The following is a 14,850-nucleotide window of genomic DNA, read 5'->3' on the forward strand; positions in this document are numbered from 1 at the left end:
ATCGAGCCGCAGCTGACGCCGTTGCGCGCGCCGAGCGATCCATCGGCATTGACGAGGAATTTCGGCACCACGAACAGCGAAACGCCCTTGATGCCGGCGGGCGCGCCCTCGATGCGGGCAAGCACGAGATGGATGATATTGTCAGTCAGATCATGCTCGCCGGCCGAGATGAAGATCTTGGTGCCGGTGATCTTGAAGCTGCCGTCGGCCTGGCGCACCGCCTTGGTGCGCAGCAGGCCGAGATCGGTGCCGCAATGCGGCTCGGTCAGGTTCATGGTGCCGGTCCATTCGCCCGCCACCATCTTCGGCACGTAGGTCTTCTTCTGCTCCTCATTGCCGTGCACGAGCAGGGCTGCGGTCGCGCCCATGGTGAGGCCGCCATACATCGCGAACGCCATGTTGGCGGAGCATTGGAATTCATTCACCGCCTGGCTCAAGGTCACCGGCAGGCCCTGGCCGCCATATTCCGACGGCACCGACAGGCCGAGCCAGCCGCCTTCGGCGACCTGTTTGAAGGCTTCCTTGAAGCCCTTCGGCGTGGTGACGCTGGCATCGTCATGGCGCTTGCAGCCTTCGAGGTCGCCGGTGCGATTCAGCGGCTGCAGCACCTCCTCGGCGAGCTTGGCTGCCTCACCGATGATCGCATCCCGGACGTCGGCCGAGGCGTCGGAGAAGCCGGGCAGATTGTCGTAGCGGTCAATCTGGAAAACGTCGTTGAGCAGGAAACTCACATCTTCGACGGGGGCTTTGTAGATCGGCATCTTTGTCTCTCCGGCAGGCGGGCTGAAGCGGGGATTTGGAAGTTCGACGCGACGATCACGAACGGCTGGCCGCGGACTGTAGCGGCTTCAGGCCCGAAACGCAGCGCTTCGATTGTGGTCCTATGGTGCAATCACATCTTCTGCAGCTGCTCGCCCATCAGGCGATGCAGCAAATTGATCGCCTTCAATGGGCGAACCATCACCTTGAAATGGGTGATGCGATCATCGGTGTCGAAGGTAATTATGTCGACGCCGTTGATCGTGATACCTTCGATCTCATTTTCGAATTCGAGCACGGCGCTTCGATCGTTGCGCCATTCGCCGACATATTTGAAGCCGGGCCCGCCCAACACTTTCTCGGCACTCGAGAGGTACTTGAATGTGATGTCGCGGCCGCGCTGCGGCGTGTGGACGACCGGGCTCTCGAACACCGCGTCCGGATGCAACAGCTCCCACAGCGCTGCTGTGTCGTGCGACTTCATGTAGCCGTACCATTTTGCAAGGCCGGTCGTTGTCATCAGACGTCTCCTCCAGGTTCCATCGTTGCGAACCAGAACGCCTCCATATGCACATTGACGCATATGCGCAGATGTGCATAATGTCAAGCGTGCAGGCGATCAGAACGCAATCAGAAAAAAGGGAGCAGCTTCCCGCGCCATGGCCCTTGGTGACGCCATCCTCGCCTGCCTGACCGAACATCCGATGACGGGCTACGAGCTCGCCAAGACGTTCGACTCCTCGATCGGCTTCTTCTGGAAGACCGACCACCAGCAGATCTATCGCGAGCTGTCGCGCCTGCGCGATCGCGGCTACATCCAGGGCCGCGAGGTGGTGCAGACCGGCAAACCGAACAAGCTGGTCTATACGCTCACGCCCGAGGGCCGCGCCGCCTTCCGGCACTGGGCCGCACGGCCGAGCACGCCGGCCTCGACCAAGGACGATCTCCTGGTCCGGCTCTACGCGCTCGGCGCCACCGACATCGAGCCGTTGCGCGCCGATCTGATGGCGCGACTGGAGCACCATCGCGATCGCGCCGACCGCTACGACCGCATCTTGAAGAAGCGCTTCCCGGACGGCACGGCCGCACCAAGCGACCTCGGCAAGCTTCTCAACCTTCGGCTCGGGCTGCGTCACGAGCGGATGGTCGCCGCATGGTGCGAAGAAGCGATCACGGCGCTGTCGAGCCTATCGAGCGCGAGCACCGTGGTGTCGCTCGCTTCCGACGCGAGTGACAACGCGAGTTGAGCCATTTCCGCGTGCGGCTGCGAACTTTTAGCGAGGCCGGGCCGCCGGCTTAACGCGTTATTTACCGTAAAAGTCAAATGTCTGGAACTGGAGCAGACGACCTTCGTGGATTCCGATCATCTTGACGCCGGGACGCGTGGGGAGGCTGGAGGCGCTTGGTGGAGCGCCGGAAGCGGAACCGGACGAAAGCATGAATTCGCGCGTATCGTGGAGTAGTGAAGGCATCGAGCCGTCCGTCCGTGAAAGGGCCGAGGCCGCGGCGCAACGCGCCGGCATGTCGCTCAACGACTGGATCAACTCGACGCTTGGCGCATCGGCCCCGCCGGATGTCCGTCGGCCGCAGGATTCGCGCACCACGATAGCTCCACGCGAGACGCGCGAGCGTGAGACCCGCGAGGTCGCCGACATTCATCAGCGGCTCGATTCGATCGCACGCCAGATCGAGCAGATGTCGCGCCCCAACGCACGCAAGGACAATCTGCGCGACGAGCAAGGCGTCGCGCGCCAGCTCAACGATGCGATCTCTCGGCTCGATGCACGGCTGTCGCAGATCTCGACGCCGCTGCGAAAGCCCGCCACCGAAGAGCATTACCAAGGGCCGGACGGCGTCGAGCGCGCGGCTGCGCAGGTGTATCGCCACGCGCCGCCGCTGAGCCCTGCTTCATTCGACATCGCGGTGGCCGAGATCACCGCCCGCCAGAACGAGCTGGACAATCCGGCTCCGCAGCCGCTGCCACAGCATCAGGCGCCGCCGATCGCGCCCGTGATGGCCCCCGCAGCTGCCCCGGTGATGACGCCGCCGACTGCACCCGCGCCGGACTATTCATCGCTTGAGCGTCAGCTCATGAAGATCACGAGCCAGATCGAGGCGCTGCAGCGCCCCGATGATGGCATCGAGCAATCGATCGCGGCCTTCCGCAACGAGCTCGCGGAAATTCGCCATGCCATCACCGAGGCGATGCCGCGGCGGGCGATCGAGACCATCGAGAACGAAATCCGCTCGCTGTCGCGCCGCATCGACGAGAACCGGCAGAGCGGCGTCGACAGCCAGGCGCTGGCGGGAATCGAGCGGACGCTCACCGATATCGGCGACGTCGTCCGCTCGCTCACGCCGGCCGAGCATCTCACCGGCTATGCCGAGGCGATTCACAATCTCGGCGCCAAGCTCGATCTGATCCTGCGCACCAATGACGATCCCGCCACGGTGCAGCAGCTGGAAAGCGCGATCGCCGCCCTGCGCGCGATCGTCGCCAACATCGCCTCCAATGACGCACTGGAGCGGCTGTCGGAGGATCTGCGGCTGTTGTCGTCCAAGGTCGACCAATTGACCGAGGTCCGCGACAACAGAGATTCCTTTGCCGCGCTCGAACAACGCATTGCGGCCCTGGCCTCGACGCTCGAGAACCGCGAGCGGGCGACCGCGCCGGCCGAGAACACCGCGCAGATCGAAGACGCGCTGCGTGGATTGTCCGATCGCATCGACCGGCTACAGGTCGGCAACGACAGCGCGTCGGCCTTTACGCATCTCGAACAGCGCATCTCCTACCTTCTGGAGCGCCTGGAAGCCGCCAACGATCCGCGCGGCGGCAACATGTCGCGCGTCGAGAACGGGCTGCAGGACATTCTGCGCTATCTTGAGCGGCAGCAGGCGACGTTCGCTGCCCTCGCCGAAGCGCGGTCGCAGCGCAGCGAACCCGCGCCGGACACTGGCCTGATGGATCTGGTCAAGCGTGAGCTTTCCGACCTGCGCTTCAGCCAGACCGAAACCGATCGCCACACCCAGGATTCGCTGGAAACGGTTCACAACACGCTCGGCCACGTCGTCGATCGTCTCGCGATGATCGAAGGCGACTTGCGCAATGTGCGTCCGGCCGCGGCGCAACCAGCGCCGCCACCGCTCGCACCGCCGGTCGAGCCGCAAATGGCGCCGCCGCAGCTCGAGGCCGATGCACTCAGGCCAGAAGCCGGCAAACCCGAAGCCTACCGGCCCGAACTGCCGAACCCGGCGGCCCAGGCGAGCCCGCCCGGCCTGAATCAAGCCGCGTATCAGGCTTCGAGCCAGGCCGTATTCGCCGCCGCACCGCGCGATTTCCACGCGGCCGGAGCACCCGCCTCGGGCCCGACACCGCCGATTCCACCCAAAGCGATCGCCGACATTCTCGAGCCGCATACGTTGCAGGCCGCGCGCCCTGCCGCCACCGTGCCGGAACTGCCCCCGGATCATCCGCTGGAGCCGGGCACGCGGCCGCCGGGGCGGTCGTCGCCAGCCGAACGCATCGCCGCCTCGGAGAGTGCGCTGAGCGATCTTCCGGCCGGCAAGCGCGAACCGGTCTCGACCTCGAGCTTCATCGCCGCTGCGCGGCGGGCAGCGCAGGCCGCGGCTGCCGCCCAGCCTGCCGACAGCAAGAAGGCCGCCGCGGCCGAGAAGACCAAGAAAAAGGACAAGCCCAAGGAGACGAGCAAGGTCGCGGCAACGATCAGGGAGCCGTCGGTCGTTGTCGGTACGGATGCCGACGAAGATGTCTCCACGCTCGGCGCCAAGATCCGCTCGCTGCTGGTCGGCGCCAGCGTGGTCGTGATCGTGCTCGGAACCTTCAAGTTTGCGATGTCGCTGCTCGACAGCGGCAACACGCCACCGCCCCCTCCCTCGATCGAAAGCCAGAGCCAGAACGAGGCACCGTCAGCACAGATGCCGGCCGCGCCGCCCAAGCCCGCCGCACCGGACCAGATGACGCCGTCGCTGACGTCGCCGACACCGATCGATCGACAATCCTACAACCGTTCGATGCCGACCGAAGCCGAGACGATTGCAATGCTGGCGATCCCGCCGGACGAGGACAAGTCGGCGGCCGCTCCGGCCGCGGCAGCCGACGTCACCGGCACTATCCCGACCGCAGCCAACGGCCAGAGGCTCGGGATGATCCAGGTGCCGCCGACGGAGCGACTGCCGGACGCGATCGGCGGCCCGGTGCTGCGCAATGCTGCGCTGAAAGGCGATCCGACCGCGGCCTATGAGGTCGCCCTGCGCTTTGCCGAAGGCAAGGGCACGGCGCCGAACCTCGATGAGGCCGCGAAATGGTATGACCGCGCAGCGCAGGCCGGCTTGATCCCGGCGATCTTCCGCCTCGGCACCTTCTATGAGAAGGGCCTGGGGGTGAAGAAGGACGCCGACATCGCGCGCCGCTATTACGTGATGGCGGCCGAGCGCGGCAACGCCAAGGCCATGCACAATCTCGCGGTGCTGGACGCCGATGGCGGCGGCAAGGGCGCGAACTACAAGAGCGCCTCGCAATGGTTCCGGAAAGCCGCCGAGCGCGGCGTCGCCGACAGCCAGTTCAATCTCGGCATCCTCTATGCCCGCGGCATCGGCGTCGAGCAGAACCTGGCCGAATCCTACAAATGGTTCTGCCTGGCGGCCGCGCAGGGCGATGCCGATGCGGCGCGCAAGCGCGATGATGTCGCCAAGCGTCTCGATCCGCAATCGCTGGCGGCCGCGAAGCTCGCGATCCAGACCTTCACCGCCGAGCCGCAGCCGGACGATGCCGTCAACGTTCCGGCGCCTGCCGGTGGCTGGGATGCACCGGTGCAGACGACGAAGCCCGGCACGAAAGCTCCCCTCCCAAAGCGCGCGGCCACGGCGACGGCCACTGCGGCGCGCTGACGGTCTTTCATCTCACGAACCACGCCACCCGTTCGGCATCGGTCATAGTCCTGCGCCATAAATCCGTGTAGAGAAGACGCTCCGCGCCCACACCGCGCGGCGATCTCACGGAGTGCGCTGACGTGTCGGCCGACCCACAAGAGCAGGATGGACCGCGCTTTCGCAGCTCTCCGACCGGCCCCTGGGTGGCGCCGCCGCGGGCCGCGCCGGGTCCGCTGCCGCCGCCTCGGCGACGGGTCAGCAACAGCTATTCCGCCGCGTTCCGATGGCGAGGTCTCGCCTCGATCATCTTCTTCGCCGTCATGGTGGCCAGCGTCGGCGTGCGCGCCTACCGCGACCTGTCGAGACCCGAGGCCTGGTCCTTTTGGAAGGACATGTATGTCTCGCCGAGCCTGTCGTCGGCGCTGATCCCCAACGTCGACATCGATCATTCCGGGCGGTTGCGCACCGCGCTCGCAATTTCCGGCCGGATCGGTCCCGCCGCCGCAAACTGGCTGCGCGACCGCCTCGACGAGGCCAACCTCAAACCCGGCGACGTGATCCTGCTGTCCTCGCCTGGCGGCAATCTCGACCAGGGCGTGATCATGGGCGAGATCATCCATGCGCATGCGCTGGCGACCGCGGTGGGTGCAGTCGACGGCACGGGCCGGATCGGACCGGCCTATTGCGCCAGTTCCTGCGTCCTTGCCTTCGCCGGCGGCACGCCGCGCTACGGCGTCGACGGTTCGGCGCTGGGCGTGCACCGCTTCACCACCAGCGTGCCGGGGCGCGATCCGGTGGCCGACACCCAGCGCGTGACCGGCGCAATCCTGGGCTACATGACCAAGATGGGCGTGTCCTCGCAGGTCGTCGAAGCGATGTCGGAGACCCGGGACATCCGCTGGCTCGCGCCGAAGGAGGCGCTGGCGATGAATCTCATCACGACGCCGCTCGCCAAGCCGTGACGGCCAGCCCGCGCCAAGGCTGATCCCCGATCACCCGGCACAGAATCACCGGCAAAGAGATGCCACATCCTGCGGCAAAAGAGCCGCGAGGGCGGATTCTGTGGTCCCTCCGCGCCGGCATTTCGGCTATCAAGGGGGATCAAGCCACCACGCCGTGAGCGGGCCCGGCCGCGCACGCGCGAGAGCCTCAGGTCAAGAGCAAGAGCCGACGCGCGTGCAGATCTATCTCCCGATCGCCGATCTTCCGGTCAACATCTTCCTGCTGCTCGCGATGGGCGCGGCGGTCGGCTTCGTCTCCGGCATGTTCGGCATCGGCGGCGGCTTTCTGATGACGCCGCTGTTGATCTTCATCGGCATCACGCCCGGTGTCGCCGTCGCCTCGGTGTCCAGTCATATCGCTGCATCGTCGTTCTCCGGCGCCCTCTCCTATTGGCGTCGGCGCGCGATCGATCCGTCGCTGGCCTCGGTGCTGCTGATCGGCGGCGCGATCGGCACGGCGCTCGGAGTCTACACCTTCACGCTGCTGCGCGCGCTCGGCCAGCTCGACCTGATGATCGCGCTGTCTTATGTGGCGCTGCTGACATCTGTCGGCGGCGTGATGTTCTGGGAGGGCCTGCGGGCGATGCTGCGCGCCCGCCGCGGCGAGGTTGTCACGGTGCGTCGGCCGGGCAGCCATGTCTGGATCCACGGCCTGCCGCTGAAGATGCGCTTCAAGCGCTCCAAGATCTACGTCTCCGTGGTCCCCGTGGTCACTATCGGCATCTTTATCGGCTTCCTCGGCGCGGTGATGGGCATCGGCGGCGGCTTCATCCTGGTGCCGCTTCTGATCTATCTGTTGCGCGTGCCGACCTCGACCGTGATCGGCACCTCGATGGTGCTCACGCTTGCCACCATGATGATCGCAACCATGCTGCACGCCATCAGCAACCATCTGGTCGACGCCGTGCTGGCGCTGATCCTGATGGTCGGCGGCGTCACCGGAGCGCAGTTCGGCGCCCGCGCCGGGCAGATGATCCGCGGCGAGCAATTGCGCCTGCTGCTCGGACTTCTGATTCTCGCGGTCGGAGTTCGCTTTGCGGTCGAGCTCGTGATCCGCCCGGAGGACCTGTTCACGATCCGCGCAACGGGGATCAGCGAATGAATGTCCGCCGGCTCGCTGCAGGCGTGGCGCTGGCGCTCGCCGCCGCGCCCCCGGCCCATGCGGAGCGGCTGATCGTTTCGGTGTCGAACCACCGCGTCACGGTGACGCCGAACTATGCCGGCGAGGAGCTGGTGCTGTTCGGGTCGGTTGAAAGGGATGCGCAGGCGCCGACGACGCGGACGAGCTACGATCTCGTGGTGACGGTAATGGGCCCACGGGCCGACATGGTGACGCGGCGCAAGGAGCGCAGATTCGGCATCTGGATCAACACCGACTCGCGGCAATTTCTCAAAGTTCCGGGCTATCTCGCGCTGTTCGCCAACCGTCCGTTCGAGGCGATCGCCTCGCCCGAGGTGCAGCGCAGACAGCAGCTCGGGCTCAACAATGTGCTGCTGACCCAGCGCGTCGGTCCCGACTATGCCGACGTGGTGCCCAACGACGCGTTTCGCAGCGCCTTCGTGCGCCTGCAGTCGCAGCACGGCCTCTATCGCGAGGACACCTCCGCCGTCACCTTTCTGACGCCGACCCTGTTCCGCACCGGCATCCCGTTGCCCGCGGCGGTGCCGATCGGCACCTATGAGGTCGAGATCAAGCTGTTCGCCGACGGCGCCCTCGTCACCAAGACCGAGACCGCGTTCGAGATCGTCAAGATCGGCTTCGAGCAGTTCGTGGCGGGCGCCGCGCGGCAGTACGGATTGGTCTATGGCCTCGTCACCACGCTGATGGCGCTGATGACGGGATGGATGGCCTCGATCGTGTTCAAGCGGGATTGAGCTGCCGCGCGCAATGAGAGGAAGTGCGCGCCAGGGGCACGCATGACGACCGAACTACACCTCGATCACGGTCCTTGCCCCCGGCTCCAACAGCTTCAACCGCGCGCCGAAGCCGAGCGCGTCGAAGGTCTTGCGCAGGTCCTGCGCGTTCTGGCGGAAATGCGCCCAGCCATCGGTGTGAATAGGCACGATCAGCGCGTCGGCAAAGACACGCGCGGTCTCCACCGTATCGTTGGTATCCATCGTGAGGTGAAACGGCCCGCGGGTCTGTGCCGCGCCGGCGAAAGGCAGCACCACGGAGGCCTTGAAACGACGCGCGACCTCGGCGACCCCGTCATAGAACACGGTATCGCCGCTGACATAGATCGGTGCGCCGTCACCCCGCTGCAGCACGAAGCCGATGACATCACCCGACAGCGGCTCGATCCCGGCCGGGCCATGCCGCGCCGGAGTCGCCGTGATCGTGAGCGTCTGGCCTGCCTTGGTCAGCTGCGTGGTCGCCCAGGGCATCAGGCCTTCCGCGTGCGCGCCGAGCCGCTTGGCACCCGCGTCCGTGGTCAGCACGCGGGGAGCATGCTTGAGGAAATCGCGACCACCATGATCGAGATTGTCCGAATGCTGATCATGACTCAACAGCACCGCATCGACCTCGCCGATCGTGTCAGCGCCGAGCGCCGGCCCGACAAGCTTCTCCAGCGTCACGTGCGGCAACTGATAGCTGCCCGGCTGGTCGAAGGTCGGATCGGTGAGCAGGCGGAAACCGTCGATTTCGATCAAGGCGGTCGGACCGCCAATCAGCGTGATGGCAAGACTCATGACTTGGCTCCCGCGACCTGTACAGACGCCACCGGGGTGCGCGTCACCAGGTAGATGCCGAGCGCGACAGGAACCACGCCGAACAGATCCTGCAATGCGACGTGCTCGCCGAGCACGAAAAAGGCGAAGATCATCGCGAGCGGCGGCATCAGGAAGTGATAGGCGCTGGCGGCGGTCGCGCCACACACTTTCAGGAGATGGAACCAGAGCACATAAGCGAGGATCGATCCGCCGAGCACCAGGAACGCGAAGGCTCCGATGAGTTGCGCGTTCAGCGTGATCGCATCGGCGCTCGAAAACGCGTAGGCAAAGGGCCACAGAACAATTCCGGCGGAGAGATTCTGGATGCCGTTGCCGATCCACAGGCTGCCTTTCGGCGCCAGCTGCTTGAACAGGATGGTGCCGGATACGATCGAGGCAAGTGCCGCCAGGGTGTAGAGGATGCCCTCGAGATGATCGGTGCCGACCGACATCCGGTGCCAGACGATCATGGCGACGCCGACGATGCCGAGCGCTAGGCCTGCGACCTTGCGCACGGTCAGCGCCTCGCCCAGCAGCAGCGCGGCGAAGACGGCGGTGAACACCGGATTCGCTGAAACGATCAGGCCGCCGAGACCGGCCGAGACGGTCTTCAGACCGGTGTAGCCCAGGCCGAGATAGAGCGCGTTGTTGGCGATCCCGATCACGGCGAACACCACGGCATCCCGCCAGGACATGGCCCAATCGTCACGGCGGACCGCCGAGATCGCCAGAATCAAGATGCCTGCCAGCGAGAAACGCGCGGCCAGCAACAATAGCGGGGGGCAATAGGTGACGCCGATCTTGCCGGCGACGAAGGCAAAGCTCCAGAGCAGGCAGAACAGGCCGATTTCGAACGGCAGATAATTCAATCCAGAGCGCGACATGGAGACCGAAGGGGCAAGGGATGGAGCAAGGGATGGCGTGAGGGACGATGGGGCAAGAGACATGGGTGTTCTCCTTCACCCCTGCATCTAGGGGCGCCCCTTCCCATTTGGAAATTAAATGATAAACTGACTGTCAGTGGATTTTCGAATAGGGCTGCCATGCTCGATCTGGACCTCCTGCGCAGCTTCGTCTCGGTGGTGGAAGCCGGCGGCTTCACCCGCGCCGGCGAACGCGTCCACCGCACCCAATCGACTGTGAGCCAGCAGATCAAGCGGCTGGAGGAGGATCTCGGCCAGGTCCTGCTCAACCGCAACGGCAAGGATGTCACCCCGACCGAAGCCGGCGAGCGGCTGTTGTCCTATGCGCGGCGTCTGCTGTCACTGGCCGAGGAAGCCCGCGACGTGGTCGGACGGCCCGGTCCTGAAGGCGCGGTGAAGCTCGGCATCCCCGAGGATTTTGCCGCCTATCGCCTGGCCAAGCTACTGGCCTCGTTTTCGCGCGCGCATCCCACGCTGCGGCTCGACGTGCGCGCCGACCAGAGTCTCTATCTGAAGCGAGACCTCGAGCGCGGCGATCTCGATCTCGCCCTGCTCAAGCGCAGCGCCGATGACGAAAGAGCGGCGATCGCGGCCTGGCCGGAAGAGGTCTATTGGGTGACCAGCAGGAGCCACCCGGTCGACCTCGACAGCCCGTCGCTACCGTTGATCGGTTTCCCACCCGGCTGCCTCTATCGCCGGCGCGCGATCCATGCGCTCGAAAGCGTCGGCCGCGCATGGCACATGGCCTACACATCGTCCAGTCTGGCCGGCATTCAGGCCGCGGTCGCTGCCGGCCTCGGCTTGAGCATTCTCAGTGACATGTCGGTGCAATCGGACCATCGCGTGCTGACGACGAAGGAAGGCTTCGCGCCGATCGAGCGCACTGAGCTCGCGCTCATCGCCTCCCCCGATGCGAGTCCCGCGACCTTGCGGCTGGCGGATCGGTTGGCCGAATTCTGCGAGAAGGCGCAAGCCAAGGCGGCGTAGACCATTGCCGACGATCGCGAGCATTGAGCCACACGGGTAGTCCCTTCCCTCTTCCGCTTACGGGGGAGAGTCAGGGAAGGGGCCGCTCCGCGAGCGGTGCCAGTGGCGCCCCCACTCCAACTCTCCCCGCAAGCGGGGGAGCGGGCGCAGCGGAGCTCGCGGCGCATACGATCGCCTCAACGTCTAATAACATCTCGCCGCGGCGATGCTGTGCAACCTGGTATCACCCAGCACATGGGCGATGAAGGATCGCTTCGGGAAGATCCTTGCGAACGCCGCGTCGCGCACGCTCAAGCCACCGGCATAGGCGCCAAAGGCCGGCATGATGGCGCGCTCGCCGTCCGAGACGAAGCAGCGCCGCTCCACGGTGCGCGCCCGCGTTGCCACACGGGCCTTCGGATGCAAATGCCCGGCGATCTCGCCGCGTGCGCCGGTTGGCTCGTGGCGGAATACGACCGCACCAATTGCGATCTCACTCGCGACGCTGCCTCCGACATTATCAGGCGCAGGATCGTGATTTCCGGCAATCCACAGCCAGTCGCGGCCGACCTGCAGGCTGGCGATGCAGGCCCGATCGTCGCCCGACAACCGCGTATGCGCATCGCGATCATGAAAACTGTCGCCGAGCGCGATGACGCGGCGGGGATTGTAACGCGCGACCACCGCGGCGAGCCGGCCGAGCGTCGCGGCGGTATCGAACGGCGGCAGCAAGGTGCCGCGAGCGGCGAAGCTCGAACCTTTTTCCAGATGCAGGTCGGAGACGATGAGCAACCGCTCCTCGTCCCACCACAACGCGCCGGAGAGATCGGTCACGAAAGACTGATCACCAAGGTGAAGGTCGCCTGATGACGTGGTGAGTGTTGCGCCCCGCAAATCCGTGTCCTTCAGTCTGTCGCCGCGGAACGCATTGCCGCGGACCAGCCGAACGGCAACGCGCTACCCCATCGCCTCCTTGACCAGCTCGTCGGCGGCTTCCGCGAGCAGTTCGTCGGCGGCCTCGCCATAGACCGACTCGCGGCCAATTTCCAGCATCACCGGCACCGCGAGCGGGGAGACGTGATCAAGTTCCCGATGGGTGATTCGTCCTTGGATTCGCATGAGCATATCACCAAGACGGCGCAGATCGAGCAGGCCGGTCGCGGCGTCGGCGCGCGCGGCGCGGAGCAGTACGTGATCCGGCTGGTGCTTTCGCAGCACGTCATAGACCAGGTCGGTCGAGAACAGCACCTGGCGCCGGGTCTTTTCCTCGTTCGTGGAACGGCGAGCGATCAGCCCGGAGATGATCGCGCAGGAGCGGAAGGTGCGCTTCATCAGCGCGGATTCGGCAAGCCAGGCTTCAAGGTCGTCGCCCAGCATGTCCGGATCGAACAAGGCCGCCAGATCGAGCCGGCCATCGCGGACCATCTGCGACATGTCGCCGAGCCCCCAGACCGCCAGTGCATATTCATTGGCGACGAAGCCGAGCGGTCGGGCCCGTGCGCGCTCCAGCCGCCGCGTCAGCAGCATGCCCAACGTCTGATGAGCAAGGCGCCCTTCGAAGGGATAGCAGACGAAGTAATGCTTGTTGCCGCGCGGAAAGGTCTCGACCAGCAGTTCGCGGCGCGCCGGCACGCGCGAGACATCCTTCTGCAGCGACAGCCAGTCGCGCACCTGCTCCGGCAACGCCTTCCACGCCGCGCTGTCGTCGAGCAGCCCGCGCACGCGATCAGCGAGATAAGTCGAGAGCGGGAACTTGCCGCCCATATAGGACGGCACTTTGGGATCACTATCGTTGGCGCGGCTGACATAGACCTGGTCCTCGACCAGCGCCTCGTAGCGCACGATCTCGCCGCTGAACACGAAGGTATCACCGAGCGTGAGACCTTCGATGAAGGCTTCCTCGATCTCCCCTAACAGCCGGCCGCCGCGTGCGATCGCGCCGGTCGAGCCGGCGCCGCCGCCGCGCGAGCGCACCAGCCGCACCTTCAGCATCGCCTCTTCGACGATAGTCCCGACATTGAGTCGATAGCTCTGCCGCACGGCTGGATTGGCGACGCGCCAGCGGCCCTGACTGTCCCGCTTGATCCGCGCGAAGCGCTCATAGGTTTTCAGCGCATAGCCCCCGGTCGCCACGAAATCGAGCACGTCGTTGAAGTCCTCACGCGACAGCGCTGCATAGGGCGCGGCCGTGATCACCTGCAAATAAAGCTCGTCGGCGAGAAACGGCTCTGCGCAAGCGCAGCCAAGCACATGCTGGGCCAGCACGTCGAGCGCACCCGTGCGCAGCGGCGGCGTATCCTGCGCATTATCGGCGATGGCATCGATTGCGACGCTGCATTCCAGCACCTCGAAGCGATTGGCCGGCACCAGCACCGCGCGGGACGCTTCGTCGAGCCGATGATTGGCGCGGCCGATTCGCTGCATCAGCCGCGAGCAGCCCTTCGGCGCGCCGACATTGATGACGAGATCGACATCGCCCCAGTCGACACCGAGATCGAGCGAAGAGGTGCAGACCACGCCGCGCAGTCTGCCTGCGGCCATCGCGTCCTCGACCTTGCGGCGCTGCGCGACGTCGAGCGAGCCGTGATGCAGCGCGATGGCGAGATTGTCGTCGTTCATGCGCCAGAAATCCTGGAACAGCATCTCGGCCTGGCTGCGTGTGTTGACGAAGATCAGCGTGGTCTTGTTCTGCTTGATGAGCTCGTACATCTCGGCCAGGGCATGGCGCGCGGTGTGGCCGGCCCAGGGCAGCCGCTCGCGCGTGTCGAGCATCTCGACGATCGGCTGCGCTGCGCCGCCGGCCACGACGACATCAGCGGCTGCGCGCCTGCCCTCGGGCTGCGGCACCAGGAATTGCGCCAACTGCTCGGGCTCGGCGACCGTCGCCGACAGGCCGATCATGCACAGCTGCGGCGCAAGCTGCCACAAACGGGCGAGATCGAGAGAGAGCAGATCGCCACGTTTCGAGGTGACCAGCGCGTGCAGCTCATCGAGCACGACGCGCTTCAGCGAGGAAAACAGATAGGGCGCGTCCGCCGATGATAGCAGCAGCGCGAGCTGCTCGGGTGTCGTCAGCAGAATATCCGGCGGGTAGCGCCGCTGCCGCTGCTTGCGCGAGGCCGGCGTATCGCCGGTGCGGGTCTCGACCTTGATCGGCAGGCCCATCTCGTCAATCGGAGTCTGCAGGTTGCGCGCGATGTCGACCGCGAGCGCCTTCAAGGGCGAGATGTAGAGCGTGTGCAGGCCGCTGCTGCGAACCACGCTGCGGCCGGTGCTCCTGACATCTTCCCCTTTGTGCGGGAGAGCCTGCCCCCGACTTGATCGGGGATCGGCAGCCGGACCCTGCCCACCCAACTCGACCAGGCTCGGCAGAAAGCCCGCCAAGGTCTTGCCGGCGCCGGTCGGCGCGATCAGCAGCGCCGAACGGTTTTCGCGCGCCTTTTCCAACAGCGCCAGCTGATGCGCGCGCGGCGCCCAGCCGCGCGACGCGAACCATTTCAGGAAATGGTCCGGCAACAGCGCTGCGGCGTCATCGGTCAGGGCTGGTTTGACGCGGGGCGGCACAGGTGACAAGTAGGTCCTCCGACNACCCTTTTCGT

The 14,850-nt window shown here is 65.8% G+C and carries 12 protein-coding genes; 6 read left to right on the forward strand and 6 right to left on the reverse strand.

Annotation, left to right across the window (positions count from 1 at the left end; genetic code table 11):
• The coding region (locus BRAS3843_RS16010) for an acyl-CoA dehydrogenase family protein (RefSeq protein ID WP_035981858.1) at nt 1–761 on the reverse strand (761 nt) is incomplete at its 3' end.
• Between the two features lie 131 nt (nt 762–892).
• Nucleotides 893–1,279, reverse strand: a complete 387-nt coding sequence (locus BRAS3843_RS16015; RefSeq protein ID WP_008969994.1) for a nuclear transport factor 2 family protein — start codon at nt 1,277–1,279, stop codon at nt 893–895.
• A gap of 139 nt (nt 1,280–1,418) precedes the next feature.
• On the opposite strand from BRAS3843_RS16015, the gene BRAS3843_RS16020 reads away from it, so the two are divergent.
• The 5 genes from BRAS3843_RS16020 to BRAS3843_RS16040 all read left to right on the forward strand — a co-directional run bounded on the left by BRAS3843_RS16020 (nt 1,419) and on the right by BRAS3843_RS16040 (nt 8,525).
• Nucleotides 1,419–2,006 (forward strand): PadR family transcriptional regulator, encoded by a 588-nt coding sequence (locus tag BRAS3843_RS16020; protein ID WP_008969995.1) that lies wholly within the window; start codon nt 1,419–1,421, stop codon nt 2,004–2,006.
• 190 nt (nt 2,007–2,196) lie between these two features.
• Entirely contained in the window at nt 2,197–5,667 is a 3,471-nt protein-coding gene (locus BRAS3843_RS16025; protein ID WP_008969996.1) for a tetratricopeptide repeat protein, read from the forward strand.
• Between the two features lie 122 nt (nt 5,668–5,789).
• On the forward strand, nt 5,790–6,611 hold the full coding sequence (locus tag BRAS3843_RS16030; protein ID WP_008969997.1) for a hypothetical protein: 822 nt from the start codon (nt 5,790–5,792) through the stop codon (nt 6,609–6,611).
• A 214-nt stretch (nt 6,612–6,825) separates the two neighbouring features.
• Entirely contained in the window at nt 6,826–7,752 is a 927-nt protein-coding gene (locus tag BRAS3843_RS16035) for a sulfite exporter TauE/SafE family protein (RefSeq protein ID WP_008969998.1), read from the forward strand.
• Nucleotides 7,749–8,525 (forward strand): TIGR02186 family protein, encoded by a 777-nt coding sequence (locus tag BRAS3843_RS16040; RefSeq protein ID WP_008969999.1) that lies wholly within the window; start codon nt 7,749–7,751, stop codon nt 8,523–8,525. The genes BRAS3843_RS16035 and BRAS3843_RS16040 overlap by 4 nt, the downstream gene beginning before the upstream one ends.
• 54 nt (nt 8,526–8,579) lie before the next feature.
• On the opposite strand, the gene BRAS3843_RS16045 is transcribed toward BRAS3843_RS16040, so the two are convergent.
• Both BRAS3843_RS16045 and BRAS3843_RS16050 read right to left on the reverse strand, forming a co-directional pair.
• Complete coding sequence (locus BRAS3843_RS16045; protein ID WP_008970000.1) at nt 8,580–9,341, reverse strand: MBL fold metallo-hydrolase; 762 nt, start codon at nt 9,339–9,341, stop codon at nt 8,580–8,582.
• Entirely contained in the window at nt 9,338–10,246 is a 909-nt protein-coding gene (locus BRAS3843_RS16050; RefSeq protein WP_035981859.1) for a DMT family transporter, read from the reverse strand. The genes BRAS3843_RS16045 and BRAS3843_RS16050 overlap by 4 nt, the downstream gene beginning before the upstream one ends.
• Nucleotides 10,247–10,405: 159 nt before the next feature.
• On the opposite strand from BRAS3843_RS16050, the gene BRAS3843_RS16055 reads away from it, so the two are divergent.
• On the forward strand, nt 10,406–11,272 hold the full coding sequence (locus tag BRAS3843_RS16055) for a LysR family transcriptional regulator (protein ID WP_008970002.1): 867 nt from the start codon (nt 10,406–10,408) through the stop codon (nt 11,270–11,272).
• 183 nt (nt 11,273–11,455) lie between these two features.
• Here BRAS3843_RS16055 and pdeM read toward each other — a convergent pair whose 3' ends face one another.
• Together pdeM and BRAS3843_RS16065 are read right to left on the reverse strand one after the other, a co-directional pair.
• Entirely contained in the window at nt 11,456–12,145 is a 690-nt protein-coding gene (gene pdeM / locus BRAS3843_RS16060) for a ligase-associated DNA damage response endonuclease PdeM (protein WP_008970003.1), read from the reverse strand.
• A gap of 63 nt (nt 12,146–12,208) precedes the next feature.
• A complete protein-coding gene (locus tag BRAS3843_RS16065) occupies nt 12,209–14,815 on the reverse strand; it encodes a ligase-associated DNA damage response DEXH box helicase (protein ID WP_035981861.1) in 2,607 nt (868 codons plus the stop codon).
• Nucleotides 14,816–14,850 lie beyond the last annotated feature (35 nt).

The sequence above is a fragment of the Bradyrhizobium sp. STM 3843 genome (assembly GCF_000239815.1).
Taxonomy (GTDB): Bacteria; Pseudomonadota; Alphaproteobacteria; order Rhizobiales; family Xanthobacteraceae; genus Bradyrhizobium.

What these genes read in the sequence shown, in the direction of transcription:
- BRAS3843_RS16055 (WP_008970002.1), top strand. Translation starts at nt 10,406, where the DNA reads ATGCTCGATCTGGACCTCCTGCGCAGCTTCGTCTCGGTGGTGGAAGCC.
- BRAS3843_RS16020 (WP_008969995.1), top strand. Translation starts at nt 1,419, where the DNA reads ATGGCCCTTGGTGACGCCATCCTCGCCTGCCTGACCGAACATCCGATG.
- BRAS3843_RS16040 (WP_008969999.1), top strand. Translation starts at nt 7,749, where the DNA reads ATGAATGTCCGCCGGCTCGCTGCAGGCGTGGCGCTGGCGCTCGCCGCC.
- BRAS3843_RS16025 (WP_008969996.1), top strand. Translation starts at nt 2,197, where the DNA reads ATGAATTCGCGCGTATCGTGGAGTAGTGAAGGCATCGAGCCGTCCGTC.
- BRAS3843_RS16050 (WP_035981859.1), bottom strand. Translation starts at nt 10,246, where the DNA reads ATGTCGCGCTCTGGATTGAATTATCTGCCGTTCGAAATCGGCCTGTTC.
- BRAS3843_RS16045 (WP_008970000.1), bottom strand. Translation starts at nt 9,341, where the DNA reads ATGAGTCTTGCCATCACGCTGATTGGCGGTCCGACCGCCTTGATCGAA.
- BRAS3843_RS16015 (WP_008969994.1), bottom strand. Translation starts at nt 1,279, where the DNA reads ATGACAACGACCGGCCTTGCAAAATGGTACGGCTACATGAAGTCGCAC.